The sequence below is a fragment of the Actinobacillus seminis genome (genome assembly GCF_002263215.1).
Taxonomy (GTDB): domain Bacteria; phylum Pseudomonadota; class Gammaproteobacteria; order Enterobacterales; family Pasteurellaceae; genus Actinobacillus_B; species Actinobacillus_B seminis.
Genome location: NZ_NLFK01000004.1, coordinates 12142 through 26656, shown reverse-complemented (window position 1 = coordinate 26656; position 14515 = coordinate 12142). Strand labels below are relative to the sequence as shown.

Annotated in this window: 15 protein-coding genes, 4 pseudogenes and 1 riboswitch; of the genes and pseudogenes, 16 read left to right on the top strand and 3 right to left on the bottom strand. The window is 36.9% G+C overall.

The genetic code is table 11. The features are described 5' to 3' along the window. The first annotated feature begins 11 nt into the window (after nucleotides 1-11). Nucleotides 12-1307: a branched-chain amino acid transport system II carrier protein gene (gene brnQ, locus CFY87_RS04870; RefSeq protein ID WP_094946135.1), complete on the top strand. Its 1296-nt coding sequence runs from the start codon at nucleotides 12-14 to the stop codon at nucleotides 1305-1307. 129 nt (nucleotides 1308-1436) lie between these two features. After that, nucleotides 1437-1898, top strand: a complete 462-nt coding sequence (locus tag CFY87_RS04865; protein ID WP_094946134.1) for a POTRA domain-containing protein — start codon at nucleotides 1437-1439, stop codon at nucleotides 1896-1898. Nucleotides 1899-1930: 32 nt separating this feature from the next. Here the strand turns inward: CFY87_RS04865 and CFY87_RS12220 are convergent. Both CFY87_RS12220 and CFY87_RS04855 read right to left on the bottom strand, forming a co-directional pair. After that, nucleotides 1931-2260, bottom strand: a pseudogene (locus tag CFY87_RS12220) (transposase); the annotation flags it as partial. Further along, nucleotides 2251-2418 (bottom strand): annotated as a pseudogene (locus tag CFY87_RS04855) (YigZ family protein); the annotation flags it as partial. The pseudogenes CFY87_RS12220 and CFY87_RS04855, both read right to left, overlap by 10 nt. A 79-nt stretch (nucleotides 2419-2497) precedes the next feature. Between CFY87_RS04855 and tusA the strand changes: the two are divergent. The 11 genes and pseudogenes from tusA (at nucleotide 2498) to araA (ending at nucleotide 10982) form a co-directional block, all read left to right on the top strand. Continuing rightward, nucleotides 2498-2737 (top strand): sulfurtransferase TusA, encoded by a 240-nt coding sequence (gene tusA / locus CFY87_RS04850; protein WP_094946132.1) that lies wholly within the window; start codon nucleotides 2498-2500, stop codon nucleotides 2735-2737. A 5-nt stretch (nucleotides 2738-2742) separates the two neighbouring features. Then, entirely contained in the window at nucleotides 2743-3600 is an 858-nt protein-coding gene (gene araC, locus CFY87_RS04845) for an arabinose operon transcriptional regulator AraC (RefSeq protein WP_094946131.1), read from the top strand. 171 nt (nucleotides 3601-3771) lie between these two features. Then, a complete protein-coding gene (locus CFY87_RS04840; RefSeq protein ID WP_236757361.1) occupies nucleotides 3772-4785 on the top strand; it encodes a substrate-binding domain-containing protein in 1014 nt (337 codons plus the stop codon). A 53-nt stretch (nucleotides 4786-4838) separates the two neighbouring features. Beyond that, nucleotides 4839-5204: an ATP-binding cassette domain-containing protein gene (locus CFY87_RS12215; protein WP_272896440.1), complete on the top strand. Its 366-nt coding sequence runs from the start codon at nucleotides 4839-4841 to the stop codon at nucleotides 5202-5204. A gap of 2 nt (nucleotides 5205-5206) precedes the next feature. Continuing rightward, nucleotides 5207-5281 (top strand): annotated as a pseudogene (locus CFY87_RS12450) (hypothetical protein); the annotation flags it as partial. A 42-nt stretch (nucleotides 5282-5323) separates the two neighbouring features. After that, nucleotides 5324-5974 (top strand): ATP-binding cassette domain-containing protein, encoded by a 651-nt coding sequence (locus tag CFY87_RS12210; RefSeq protein ID WP_236757365.1) that lies wholly within the window; start codon nucleotides 5324-5326, stop codon nucleotides 5972-5974. A 41-nt stretch (nucleotides 5975-6015) separates the two neighbouring features. Further along, nucleotides 6016-6273 (top strand): ATP-binding cassette domain-containing protein, encoded by a 258-nt coding sequence (locus tag CFY87_RS12205; RefSeq protein ID WP_236757360.1) that lies wholly within the window; start codon nucleotides 6016-6018, stop codon nucleotides 6271-6273. Further along, nucleotides 6234-6902: an ABC transporter permease gene (locus CFY87_RS04830; protein WP_419670247.1), complete on the top strand. Its 669-nt coding sequence runs from the start codon at nucleotides 6234-6236 to the stop codon at nucleotides 6900-6902. The genes CFY87_RS12205 and CFY87_RS04830 overlap by 40 nt, the downstream gene beginning before the upstream one ends. A gap of 9 nt (nucleotides 6903-6911) precedes the next feature. After that, nucleotides 6912-7859: an ABC transporter permease gene (locus CFY87_RS04825; protein ID WP_094946130.1), complete on the top strand. Its 948-nt coding sequence runs from the start codon at nucleotides 6912-6914 to the stop codon at nucleotides 7857-7859. A gap of 12 nt (nucleotides 7860-7871) precedes the next feature. After that, nucleotides 7872-9456 (top strand): annotated as a pseudogene (locus CFY87_RS12445) (xylulokinase). Nucleotides 9457-9494: 38 nt separating this feature from the next. Next, the gene (gene araA / locus CFY87_RS04815) at nucleotides 9495-10982 is read left to right on the top strand and encodes an L-arabinose isomerase (RefSeq protein ID WP_094946129.1); all 1488 of its coding nucleotides are present in this window, start codon (nucleotides 9495-9497) and stop codon (nucleotides 10980-10982) included. A gap of 88 nt (nucleotides 10983-11070) precedes the next feature. On the opposite strand, the gene ribB is transcribed toward araA, so the two are convergent. After that, a complete protein-coding gene (gene ribB / locus CFY87_RS04810; protein ID WP_094946128.1) occupies nucleotides 11071-11715 on the bottom strand; it encodes a 3,4-dihydroxy-2-butanone-4-phosphate synthase in 645 nt (214 codons plus the stop codon). Between the two features lie 123 nt (nucleotides 11716-11838). Continuing rightward, nucleotides 11839-11980: riboswitch (FMN riboswitch) on the bottom strand. 120 nt (nucleotides 11981-12100) lie between these two features. On the opposite strand from ribB, the gene ubiK reads away from it, so the two are divergent. The 3 genes from ubiK (at nucleotide 12101) to CFY87_RS04795 (ending at nucleotide 14384) form a co-directional block, all read left to right on the top strand. Next, entirely contained in the window at nucleotides 12101-12349 is a 249-nt protein-coding gene (ubiK, locus tag CFY87_RS04805) for a ubiquinone biosynthesis accessory factor UbiK (RefSeq protein ID WP_094946127.1), read from the top strand. Nucleotides 12350-12417: 68 nt separating this feature from the next. Continuing rightward, nucleotides 12418-13686 carry a multifunctional transcriptional regulator/nicotinamide-nucleotide adenylyltransferase/ribosylnicotinamide kinase NadR gene (gene nadR / locus CFY87_RS04800; protein ID WP_094946126.1) on the top strand — a complete coding sequence of 423 codons (1269 nt, stop codon included), beginning with the start codon at nucleotides 12418-12420 and terminating at the stop codon, nucleotides 13684-13686. 8 nt (nucleotides 13687-13694) lie between these two features. Next, a complete protein-coding gene (locus CFY87_RS04795) occupies nucleotides 13695-14384 on the top strand; it encodes a metallophosphoesterase family protein (protein WP_094946125.1) in 690 nt (229 codons plus the stop codon). Nucleotides 14385-14515 lie beyond the last annotated feature (131 nt).

The following is a 14515-nucleotide window of genomic DNA, read 5'->3' as shown; positions in this document are numbered from 1 at the left end:
TTATCACTCATATGAATAAAAATATTTTTGTTGTAGGCTTTATGCTGTTTGCTATCTTTTTTGGCGCAGGCAATCTGATTTTTCCGCCTGAATTAGGGTTTAATAGCGGTCTTGATTATTGGGTTGCGATTTTCGGGTTTATTATCACCGGCGTCGGTTTGCCTTTGCTTACAACAATTGTCGCCGCGCATTATGAGGGAGGATATAAAAAAGCGTTATCCACTATTAGCCCATGGATCTCCATCATTTTGTTGACCGCTATTTATTTGACTATCGGTCCTTTTTTCGCTATTCCGCGAACAGCCGCAACAGCTTACGATATGGCAATTGTTCCTTTTGTGGAATCACCGGGAACAATGTCATTATTGATTTTTAGCGTCATTTATTTTTGTATCGTGTTATGGCTAAGTTTAAATCCGAGTAAAATGATCGATCGGGTTGGAGCCATTTTAACTCCGGCATTATTAATCACGACTGTTGCTTTAATCATTCGTGCATTTACGTTGTATTCTGATGTCGAGCAGGTCAAATCCTCCACCATGGAAACACCTTTTTTTAGCGGTTTTTTATATGGTTACCAAACCATGGATGCGATAGCTACTTTTGCTTTTTCTGTGTTGGTGATCAATGGAATTAAGGCTAAAACTAAGGATCGTACCGCTTCATTAGTCAAACAAACGATTTATGCCGCCTTAGTCGCTACCTTTTTCTTAGCGGTCATTTATATTTCCATTGGTTGGATTGGCTATAAAATACCATTATCAACAGAGATGGCAAATGATGTCATTTCACGCGGGCAAAATTTAGGAACCTATATTTTAAATGAAACCGCGCTACAAGCCTTTGGAGAATTAGGGCGGACGTTGTTAGGCGTGATTGTTACGTTGGCTTGTTTAACCACTGCTATCGGTTTAGTGGTGTCCACTTCAGCCTATTTTAACAGCATTTTTCCCAAAATATCTTACCGTACTTATGCGCTGATTTTTACTGCAATTAGTTTTGGCTTGGCTAATCAAGGATTAAATGCCGTAATTAGTAAGTCTATTCCTGTGTTGTTAATCCTTTATCCGATTGCAATGACTGCATTAATTACGTTATTAATTAACTTGATTATTCCGTTGCCGATTTTAGCGCAGCGATTAGCCATTATTTTGGTCACAATAATTTCTATTTTGTCCGTTTCCGGTTTTGCTATGGTACAGCAATTACCGTTGAAAGCTTATTCAATGGAATGGATACCTTTTGCATTTGGCGGATTAATTATCGGTATTATTTTAAATACTCTGTTGCGCAGTAGAGCTCGTTAATTTCTTAGGCTGTTGACTGATTTTCAGTGCGATTACCGGATCTCGGTTGACAGCTTAATTTATTAAAAATAGTAGGGAATTGTCAGTCGACTTTCTTTTTCTACTCTTTTTTATGATTAGGGATGGGCAATGATAAAATCATCAATAGTCGCGTTTTGTTTAAGCACACTTTGTTTATCAAGCTGGGCAAATAATACCTTGCTAGACAACCAACAGCAGTTACAACAATTTCAACGTCAGCAACAAAATCGCTGGTTAGAGTTACATCAATTTCAAGCACCACCAAGCGAAAATGCGCCTATCGAAGAAAATTTGTCTGATGTCTGTTTACCATATCAGCGATTACAGATTGTCGGGACAACGTTGATCGATCCTACCCCTCTCCTTCCTTTACCTTATGAATGTTTAAATGAAAACCGTCTTAATCAGTTAAGCCGAGATTTAACTCAAGCCTATTTAAATGCGGGCTATGTTTATAATCCGTTTCAGTTTGAAGAAGCAGGAAGAAAGAGGAAAGTGAGTTGGTATCTTATGATAAGTATTAACTCACTTTTTGCAAAATCTTTTGAGCCTATCCCAAATTCTGTGTAAACACCCATTTCAACTTAATTTTCAGCTATTCAAAGCCCAAGCAGCTCTTTATGACCGTCAAGATTTACGCCCAGTGCCACAAAGACGGATTTATTGAATCCGCCCGTCTTGGCGCACTTTCACCACGATACAATCCAAATAAATTATCGAATAAACCGCATCAAGCGGTCGATTTTGCTATTTCTGCACACGTTCTTTAACGGAATCCGTTACGCCAGAAATGAGACCGGTAGACACATCAGCTCCTTGAACATCTCAACGATTTCCGGATTACTTAACCCTTTGGCATATAAGGCAATAATCTGCTCATCCATCCACGTAATGCGGGTTTGATTCTTGATAAGGTACGGTTCAAAGGTGCCCAACAATGATGCCTTGCCTGCGGATGCAACGCACGAACTTGCTCCCAAAACGCTTTTGCTTGAGAAAGCCCTTGCGTATGCCGCAAATAAGTCATAAAGCGGCTTTTTTTAATTTCCTCTTCAAAAACAACCGCACTTTTAGGAATAAAGTATTGCATAAATCTGTCTTATTTTGACCTATAACTCATAGCACGCTATTATACGCACAAACTTATTGAAACAAATAATAAATCAAAAATGACCGACTTATCCACAGAACATATCTTAGACACCATCGGACTGCGCTGCCCCGAACCTGTAATGTTGGTACGCAAACAAATCCGCCATATGCAACCCAGCGAAACCCTCCTGATTATCGCCGACGACCTCGCCACCACGCGGGATATCCCCGGCTTCTGCCAATTTATGGATCATACGTTGGTAAAAAGTGAAGTGGAACACCCTCCTTATCGGTATTGGGTGAAGAAGGGGAGGTAAATGACATGTCCGAAAATACTAATCCACTCCTACCTAATTATCCATTTAATTTGGAACTTGTAGCAGGCATTACACAAATTGAGGAAGGTAATTACTTAGATTTTACCATTGATCGCCCACATGGTATGAAAGGATATATTTTACACCTAACAACATTAGGTGAAGGTACAGTATTTGATGGAAAAAATTCATTTTATGCAACAAAAGGACAGTTGTTACTTTTCTCCCCACAAGCAATCCACCACTATCATAGAAGTAAAGAAAGCAAATATTGGTCACATAAGTGGATATATTTCTACCCAAATCCACGTTGGACGCAATGGCTAAATTGGTCAGATACCCAACAGCATATTGGCAAAATTAAACTCCAAGATCAGGAATATATTGATGAAATTAGTAATATCTTTACTCAAATAGAAAAAGAGTCGCAATCTCACAATGCTTTTAAAGAAAATATGGCAGTTAGCTTATTAGAATACCTTTTAATTAAATGTATTTCTGCTGAAAAACGAAAAGTTTCTCAAGTTTTAGATAGCAGAATTATCACTATTCAAAATCTTATTACGCAAGATTTATCCCAAAATTGGACAATTACTGAATTAGCACAACAGGTTTATTTATCTACATCAAGGTTATCCCACTTATTCTCTCAAATTGTAGGTATGAGTATTATGCAATGGATAGAAAATCAAAGAATATTAGAAACTAAAAAATCATTATATTTCTCCGATCGATCTATTGCTATGCTGGCTAAAACCGTTGGCTACAGCGATCCATTATATTTTTCTAAAGTATTCAAAAAACACACTGGACTTTCCCCCTCTCAATTTAGGGAGCAATATAAAAAAGTGAAATCCGCATAATGTGACGCATCTCGCAGTTTTTATGATATAGCAAGATTTTCCATATTATATAACCAAAACCTACCTTTTCTTTCAAAAAGTCGTTTAATAAGATGGATATACCTATCAAGGTAATACATTAACTGTGTAGTACTTAGATCTTAATCTTACTCTTTCATTGAGGATAACATTATGAAAAAACAAACATTCAAACATCTATTACTTTCTACGCTTTTTACATTAACTTGCTCAAATGCAGTATTTGCAATAGACATTGTTAACATTTCTAAAATTGACGGTATGCCTTGGTTTAACCGGATGGGGGAAGGTGTAGTTCAAGCTAGTAAAGACAATAATGTTAATGCCTATCAAGTGGGTCCATCCAATACTGATGCACCACAACAAGTTAAACTGATTGAAGATTTAATTGCAAAAAAAGTTGACGCAATCTCCATCGTACCAAATGATGCTAGTGCATTAGAACCAGTATTGAAGAAAGCAAAACAAAATGGTATTTTAATTTTAACTAATGAGTCTGTAGGTCAACCTAGCGCAGACTGGGATATTGAGATTATTGATAATGCTCAATTTGCCGCAGATTATGTTGAAGAAGTTGCTAAAGCCCTAGGAGGAAAAGGGGGATATGTCCTCTATGTCGGTAGTTTAACTGTGCCACAACATAACTTATGGTCAGATCTATTCATTAAATATCAAAAAGAACATTATCCTGATATGTATGAAGTCACTACTCGTATGCCTGTAGCAGAAAATATTGATGATGCACGCAGAACGACAATCGACCTTATTAAAGCTCATCCAGATCTCAAAGCAGTAATCTCTTTTGGTTCACAAGGTCCTATTGGGGCAGGCTTAGCTGTCAAAGAAAAACGCCTAAAAGGTAAATTAAACGTATTTGGCATGATGATTCCATCACAAGCTGCATCATTAATTAAATCAGGTAATATAACGATGGGAATTACTTATGATCCGGCAAGTGCAGGTTATGCGCTTACTGCTGTTGCAGCTAAACTCTTAAAAGGAGAAAAAATCGAAGATGGAATGGAAATTCCAACTGTAGGTAAAGCTAAAAAAGTAGATACAGAGAAAAAACTACTTCGTAATAACTTCAGTCGTGGGAGGCAAGGCACACAGGGGATTTTTTTTTTTTTTTTCCTATCCCCTGTGTGCCTTGCCTCCCACGACTAATTTAAGAGTTCACTACACCGGTACGCGGTGAACTCTTTTATTTAGGAGGTATTATGGCTTTTATTACGATGAATAACATTAGTAAAACTTTCCATGGAGTGAAAGCATTAAATAATGTCACTCTAGAGCTAAGTTATGGAGAAGCACTTTGTTTAGCTGGGCAAAATGGATGCGGTAAATCTACACTTATTAAAATATTATCCGGTGTTTATCAACCTGATGATGGTGCTCAAATTCAAATTGATGAAAACCAATATACTAAACTTACACCCGAACAATCAATCCGCAAAGGGATACAAGTTATTTATCAAGATCTTGCCCTATTCCCTAATTTAACCGTAAGCGAAAACATAACTATCAATGCCTATCGAAAATTAGGTGTAGTTAATCATCAAAAACTAAAAAAGAAGCGAAATTAGCAATTGAAAGCATTAATGCAAATTTAGACCTTGATGCTGTAGTAGAGACTTTACCGATAGCGCAACAACAACTTGTTGCTATCTGCCGAGCACTTGCTCAAAATGCCAAATTACTCATTATGGATGAACCAACAGCATCTCTTACAGCAAAAGAAGTTAACGATTTACTGAATGTTGTTACCAAACTTAAAAGCAAAGGGATCAGCATTATTTTTGTTAGCCATAAATTGGCTGAAGTAATGAAAGTTTCAGATAACGTACTTGTATTAAAAGATGGTAATGTGGTAGGGAAATACCCTATAGCAGAAGTTGACGAAAAAAGGCTAGGTTTTCTAATGACCGGATTAGAAATCACCCCCAAAAAGCTAAACAAAGTAAATCTATCAAATCAACCTAACATACTAGAAGTAAGAAATTTATCTCTAACATCCCAATATAAAAATATTAATTTTTCACTTAAAAAAGGTGAGATCATTGCGCTAACTGGATTATTAGGATCCGGTAGAACAGAATTATGCTTAAGCTTATTCGGTATAACTTATCCTACATCAGGCGATATATTATTAAATGGTAAAGAAATTAAATTTAAAAATAACCGAGATGCAATAAAAAATGGAATTGCTTATGTTTCCGAGGATCGCCTCACAACTGGTTTAATCATGCAAGAAAGTATTCATAACAATATTATTTCTACTATTTTTAATAAAATAACAAACAAAATTAATCTAATTAATAAAACCATCTCTTATCTAAAAAAAGCAATCAATTAATTCAATCACTAAAAATTAAAGTAAGCAACTCAGATTTACCAGTGAATACACTATCCGGCGGTAACGCTCAAAGAGTATCTATTGCAAAATGGTTAGCAATTTCACCTCAAATTATCATTTTAGATTCCCCTACAATTGGAGTTGATATCGCAAATAAAGAAGAAATATTCAATATTATAAAAGAATTAATTATAAAAGGAATTTCTGTTATTTTTGTTACAGATGAAATTGAAGAAGCCTATTACAATAGTCATCGAATATTTTTTTTTTTTTTTTTGCTATTCTTGTTAATAAATTAAATGTCCCTTCTATTATTATTACTATATCTACTCTTAATATATTCTATGGAGCGCTACTTTATATTACCAAAGGTGTATGGTTATATGATTACCCAGAATGGTTTCAAGAAGAAATTATTTTCTTTAAATCTGTTTCAGAAGATAGCTTTACATATGGATTATCATTCCAAATTATTATTGCTTTATTTGCAATTTTATTAACCGGTATTATTATCACCAAATTAACTGTCGGAAGACAGATCTATGCTCTCGGTGGTAACAAAGATGCAACTTCTCGGATAGGATTTAGTATTTTAAAACTTCATTTATTTGCTTATGGATATATGGGGCTAATGTCAGGACTTGCCGGTATTGTACAATCTTATACCGTACAATCAGTAGCTCCAGATTCTCTCTTAGGCTATGAACTTACTGTATTAGCTGCCGTTGTTCTAGGTGGAACCAGTTTAACTGGAGGAAAAGGCTCACTACTAGGAACAGTTATGGGGGTTGCGCTATTGGCTATAATTCAAAATGGGCTTAATTTATTAAATGTTTCCTCTTATTGGCAAATGGTTATTACTGGCTGTATTATCAGCCTCAGTATTAGTCTCAATGCAATAACAAACAGAAAAAGTTTCTCTTATTAAGGAATAAATATGAAAAATATCACTGATAATTCCATCAAGTATTTACTTATTTTATTTATTATTGCCATAATATCATTTAGCATATTAATACCAGATATTTTTTGGTCTATATCAAATTTTCAATCAATAGCCGCACAAATACCAGTATTAGGGATATTAACATTAGCGATGGCAATTACTATATTAACCGGAGGAATTAATTTATCTATTATTGCAACAATGAATGCCTGCTCTCTAATAATTGCCTATTTTTCAACTCAATTTGAAAATAATAGCTATATCATACTAGGAATCATTATAAGTTTATTATGTGCATTAATTGTTGGCATAATTAATGGCACACTAATTGCAGTTATTAGAGTATCACCAATCCTAGCTACCTTAGGAACAATGACATTAATAAATGGATTAAATATATTAGCAACCAATGGTTCAACAATTGCTAATTATCCTAACATAATTTTAAGTATTAATGAATCTACGTTTTTTCTTATCCCTCTACCGATCATTATATTTTTAGCTTTATTCTTATTTTCATGGATTTTCTTAGAAAAAAACACAACAGGAAAAGCCATTTACTTTATCGGAAATAATGAAAAAGCCACTTTCTATTCCGGCATTAACACAAAAAAAATCTTAATTTATGTTTATATTATTTCGGCTATTCTCTGTGTTTTTGCAGGCTTACTAATGATGTCAAAACTAAACTCTGCCAAAGCTTCTTATGGCGATTCTTATCTACTAACATCCATCCTTGCCACCGTCTTAGGAGGATTTAATCCTGATGGAGGAAGGGGGCGCTTTCTTGGCATTATACTTGCGCTCATTTTATTACAAATCATAGAAAGTGGATTAAATATGTTAGGGGTAAGTAGTTATATCACAATGATATTATGGGGTTTATTGCTTATCTTATTCATATTTTTACAAAAAAATACATTATTTAATAAAGCTTGATTTGGAGGCAATATGAATACAGGGATAATGATTAATGAAAATATTTCCATCGGCATAGAACTCGGCTCAACCAGAATTAAAACCGTCTTAATTGATAAGAGTGGAACAATTCTAGCGACAGGCGGATTTGATTGGGAAAACCAATTAATTGATAATATTTGGACATATTCTCAACAAGATATTTGGTTTGGTGTGCAAGAAGCTTATCGCAATTTAGCGAAATCAGTGCAACAGAAATATCACACATCCATAACAAAAGTTAGCGCAATTGGAATTAGTGCTATGATGCACGGGTATATGCCTTTTGATTGTGATAAAAAACTGCTCGTACCATTTCGGACTTGGCGTAATAATATTACTGCAAATTCTGCAAAAAAACTTGACCGCTCTTTTTCAGCATAATATTCCACAACGTTGGAGCATCGCACATCTTTACCAAGCTATTTTAAACGAAGAAGAACATCTTCCTCAAATTAACTACCTCACAACATTATCCGGCTACATACATTGGTGTTTAACCGATCAAAAAGTACTAGGGATTGGCGATGCCTCCGGTATGTTTCCGATCAATTCACAAAGTTGTGATTATGATCAAGCCATGCTACAAAAATTTGATCAATTAATCGCCGAAAAACAATACTCATGGAAAATCGCTAATATTTTGCCTAAAGTATTACGTGCCGGAGAAAATGCCGGTTACTTAACTGAAAAAGGCGCGGGATTAATCGATCCAAGCGGTAATCTTCAAGCAGGCTGCCCGCTTTGTCCACCGGAAGGTGATGCCGGAACCGGAATGATAGCCACCAACAGCATCAAAGCCAGAACCGGTAATATTTCTGCCGGTACTTCAGCTTTTGCTATGATTGTATTGGAAAAAAAACTCTCACAAGTTTATGAAAATTTAGATATGGTGACCACTCCGGCAGGAAAAACTGTTGCTATGGCACATGCCAATAACTGTACGACGGATATTAATGCTTGGATGAAAATATTTAGTGAATGTTTAACCGCTTTTGGCATGCATCATACGTCAACCCGGCTGTATGAAACTTTGTTTACTCAAGCCTTGGCCGGAGATGAAGATTGTGGTCAAGTATTATCTTATGGATTCTATTCCGGTGAACATGGTCTTGGTTTAGCCAGCGGTTGTCCGCTACTTATTCACCCAACACAAAGTGCTTTTAACCTCGCCAATCTTATACGTTCACTATTGTATAGTGCCTTTGGTGCAATGAAATTGGGTATGGATATTCTGACTCAACAAGAAAAAGTCGAAATCTCACAAATTTTGGCACATGGTGGCATTTTTAAAACACAAAATGTCGCCTCAAAAATTTTAGCATCCGCTTTAAATATTCCAATAACAACCATGGAAACAGCAACAGAAGGGGGGGCTTGGGGAATTGCATTACTCGCAAGTTATCTCCATAAAGCCAACGATTTGTCATTGGAGCAATATTTAGATCGGCATATTTTCCAGAATGCCGAAGTCATTACCGTTTATCCGGTACAAGAAATGGTGAAAGGATATGAAAAATTTATACAGCACTACCAAAAAGGGCTACATGTTGCAAAAGCGGCAGCAAAAGTGCGGTAGGAAATCATGATATTTTAGTTAAAAGAAGGAATGAGGCAATGGAGTTTATCAAAAAATTAGAAGTATGGTTCGTGGTTGGCAGCCAACATCTCTATGGAGAGGAGGCACTAAAACAAGTACAACAACATGCACAACAAGTCACGCAATATCTAAACCAACAACACCTTTTTGTACAAATAAAATTAAAAGAATTAGCAACAACACCGGATGACATTTTACGTTTATGCCAAGCTGCCAATAATACGGATGTTTGTATTGGTGTGATGGCTTGGATGCATACTTTTTCACCTGCAAAAATGTGGATTGCCGGCTTATCACAATTAACCAAACCTCTCTTACAATTCCATACTCAATTTTATCCAACAATTCCTTGGAAGGAAATTGATATGAATTACATGAACTTACACCAAACTGCTCACGGTGATCGCGAATTCGGTTTTCTCACCGCAAGGCTGCGTAAACCTAAAACTATCCTAGTAGGACATTGGCAAAGTGAAAGCGTAAGACAAAAACTTGATCGTTGGATGCGCGTAATCACGGCTATTTACGATCAAAAACACCTAAAAATTGCGCGATTTGGTGACAATATGCGTGAAGTTGCTGTTACTGAAGGAGATAAAGTTGAAGCACAAATTAAATTTGGCTACAGCGTCAACGGATATGGTGTTTATCAATTAGTAGAACATATCAATCAAGTATCCGAACAAGATGCTCAAAAATTGGTCGCAGAATATGAAAAAAGCTATCAACTGGTCGATTACCTTAAAGAAAATGGCAAAAAACGTACCGCACTTTTAGACAGTGCCAAAATTGAACTCGGTTTAAAAACTTTTTTAGAAAAAGGCGGTTTCCACGCTTTCACCGATACCTTTGAAAATCTCAATGGATTAAAGCAATTGCCGGGATTAGCTATACAGCGTTTGATGCAACAAGGTTATGGTTTTGGTGCAGAAGGCGACTGGAAAACCGCTGCCTTAGTCCGTGCATTGAAAGTGATGAGTTATGGTCTAACAAAAGGGACGTCTTTTATGGAAGACTACACCTACAATCTAGATGAACAAAACGAATTGGTACTAGGTGCACATATGTTAGAAGTTTGTCCCTCAATTGCCGAAGATAAACCGTTACTTGATATTCAGCCACTCGGTATTGGAGGAAAAGAAGATCCTACTCGTCTGATTTTTAGCTCAAAATCCGGAAATGCTATTAATACAACAATTGTCGATATGGGCAATCGGTTTAGAATGATCGTTGCTGATTTAGAAGCGGTAGAAAAACCACAAGCTATGCCAAAATTACCCGTAGGTCACGCCTTTTGGAAATTAAAGCCAAATTTTGATATCGGCACACAGGCTTGGGTACTTGCCGGCGGCGCACATCACAGCGTGTTTAGCTTAGATATTGACGCCGAAATGCTACAGATGTTCGCCGAATACCTAGGTGTCGAATTTGTACATATTCATGCAGAAACCAAATTAAGCGACTTCAAAAACCAATTACATTGGAATGAAATGGCTTATAAATAAACCAACAAACATCCGTATCTGATAAAAACCAATTCAGATACGGACATTTTAATTATTCTCTCGACTCAACGTAAGGCTGAGTAAAAAATCAAATCGAATATTTCAAACGATATGCCACTAAATCTTCGATAGTAACAACGGGATAGCCAAATTTTCGGGCAAACGCAACGATTTCCGGAGCACGTGCCATGGTGCCATTGTCGTTAGTAATTTCACAGATAACGCCTGCAGGTTTGTAACCCGCGAGGCGGGCAAGATCGATAGATGCTTCGGTATGACCGCGGCGAACAAGAACACCATCAGTTTGTGCTCTTAATGGAAATACGTGTCCCGGTCTATGTAAATCCCCCGGTTTCGCGCCATCAGCAATGGCTGCACGAATTGTTGTCACACGATCAGACGCAGAAACGCCGGTAGTCACACCTTTTGCCGCTTCAATAGTCACGGTAAATGCGGTTTTATTAGTACTGGTATTATCCTGCACCATGGACGGTAAATCCAATTGCTTACATAACTCATCCGTAATACAAAGACATACAATCCCGCTGCCATAACGGATCAATATTGCCATTTGTTCCGGCGTGATCGTTTCTGCTGGGAAAATAAGATCACCTTCGTTTTCACGATCTTCATCATCCAACACTAAAATGCCGTTTCCTTGTTTGAAGGATTCAAGTGCATTTTTAACACGTTGTTCTGAATCGCCGAAAGGCGCTAATACTGACTGATTCATAGTAAAATCCTTATATAAAATTAATGACAGATACCAGAATCAGGGCGATGAGAAATTTTATTTCTCCGTTAAGAAATGAAGTTAACAGCAAAATAAAAAGCGCAAGTCTTGCGAACAAGACTTGTTTATTCTCTTTCATCCAGACTATCACTGTCGGCTTTGGATTTACACCAAATCTGCTGACTTTACCATAAAGGTAAACGCTCGTGGGCTTATCATTTGACTTACCACCGGTAGGGAATTACACCCTGCCCTGAGAATTGCTCGTTATTATAACGAAAACTTCCTATCTTGTAATCTACAGAGAAGAAAAAATGTTTTTATTTATAATAAGATTGACTACAATAGAGGAATCATAAAAATGTAAAGAAAATATGAGGTTTTTATGCTTAACCCAAAAAAAATTGAACAAATCATTCAACAAATCCAAGATACCTTACCGCAGGGTATTAAAGAATTAGGGCAAGATGCCGAAGCAAAATTAAAGCAAACGTTACAAGCGCAATTATCCAAATTGGATTTAGTCACTCGTGAAGAGTTTGATGTACAAACACAAGTGTTGCTACGTACCCGAGAAAAATTGGCAGACCTAGAAAAACGCCTAGAACAATATCTTGCCCAAACTGGAAATTAACCAAATTTCCACCGCACTTTTCATCCCCCCCCTAAAGTGCGGTCTATTTTGACATAAAAGGAGAGTCTATGTCAGCTTTTGCTTACTTGCAACAAAAACGCAAACAATTAAATTTAAAAGTCAATCATGTTTGCCAACAAGCGAATATCACACGCGCGTATTTTAACCAATTAGTTAGTGGCAAAATTAAAAATCCAAGCGCAACAAAACTAAAAGCCTTACATAAAGTACTACAAATCGTCGAACAGGAAGATAAAAAAGTTGGCGTAATTTTTGGTAAATTTTATCCGGTGCATACCGGTCATATCAACATGATTTATGAAGCATTCAGTAAAGTGGACGAAATTCATGTGATCGTATGTAGCGATACAGATCGGGATTTAAAACTGTTTTACGACAGCAAAATGAAACGTATGCCGACTGAACAAGATCGCCTGCGCTGGATGCAACAAATATTTAAATATCAACAAAATAAAATATTTATTCATCATCTTATCGAAGATGGTTTACCAAGCTACCCGAACGGTTGGGAAGCCTGGGTAGAACGGGTTAAAATCTTATTTAAAGAGAAAAATTTTAATCCCACCATTGTTTTCAGCAGTGAAATTCAAGATAAAGCACCTTACGAAAAATACCTAAATCTTGAAGTGGAGTTAGTGGATCCGGAACGACGATTTTTTAATGTATCGGCAACCAAAATTCGCAATAACCCGTTTCATTACTGGAAATTTATTCCAAAAGAAGTGCGCCCGTTCTTCGCTAAAACCATTGCTATTTTAGGCGGTGAAAGCAGCGGCAAATCGGTATTGATCAACAAATTATCCAGTGTATTCAACACCACTTCGGCGTGGGAATATGGACGCGAATTCGTATTTGAAAAATTAGGTGGTGATGAACAAGCCATGCAATATTCCGATTATCCGCAAATGGCATTGGGTCACCAGCGATACATTGATTACGCAGTCCGCCATGCCACCAAAGTCGCATTTGTCGATACCGATTTCATCACCACACAAGCCTTTTGCATACAATATGAAGGAAAATCGCATCCGTTTCTGGATTCAATGATTAAAGAGTATCCATTTGATGTCACCATTTTGCTTAATAACAATACCAAATGGGTGAATGATGGGTTGCGTCGCCTTGGCAACGCTAAACAACGCCAACGTTTCCAAGGGTTACTAAAAAAATTACTGGATAAACATAACATCCCTTATATCGAAATTGAATCACCAAGCTACTTAGAGCGCTATAACCAAGTTAAAGCGATTGTAGAAAAAATATTAAACGAAGAAGAATTACCCGAACTACACACAGAGCATAAAATTGAGGAGTAAAATAAAGCATGATTTTGTTTGCTGGTGACCCGCATGGAAGTTACGCGCACCTCTATCCCTTTGTTAAAAATCAGAAGGATTTGGCACTGATCATACTTGGCGATTTACAACTCACCAATACCGACGAACTAGATAATTTAGCAAAATATTGTGATCTCTGGTTTATTCATGGTAACCACGACAGTAAAACCACCGCTGCTTTTGAATCCTTGTGGGGGTCGGAATGGAAAACTCGCAATTTACACAACCGCGTAGTGAAAATTCAAGGCAAGCGCATTGCCGGGCTTGGCGGCGTTTTTCGAGGACAAATTTGGATGCCGCCGAATAAACCATTATTTTTGGATCCCATCCACTATTGTCAATATTGTTCACAAGAAAAAATCTGGCGCGGTGGTATCCCCTTAAGACATCGTACATCAATTTTCCCATCAGATATCGAATGCCTTGAGCAACAAAAAGCCGATATTTTAATCTGTCATGAAGCCCCAAAACCACATCCATCCGGTTTTCAAATCATCAATTCATTGGCAATGAAAATGGGCGTCAGTCATGTATTTCACGGTCACCACCATGATAACTTTGACTATCTCCCACTCTGCGACAAAACCCCGTTTAAAGTTACCAATGTCGGTTTCCGCAGCCTTTGTAATGAAAATGGAGAATATCTACTGATTGGCGTGGACGATCGGGAAAGATAAGCAGTTTTCTGACACAAAAATTATGCAAAAATAGCCGCACTTTCGCTTAAGAAATAGAGAATAAACATCAAACCGAAAAAGAGAAAACATCATCCCTAAAAAAACCCCAGTAACAATACTAGGGTTTTTTA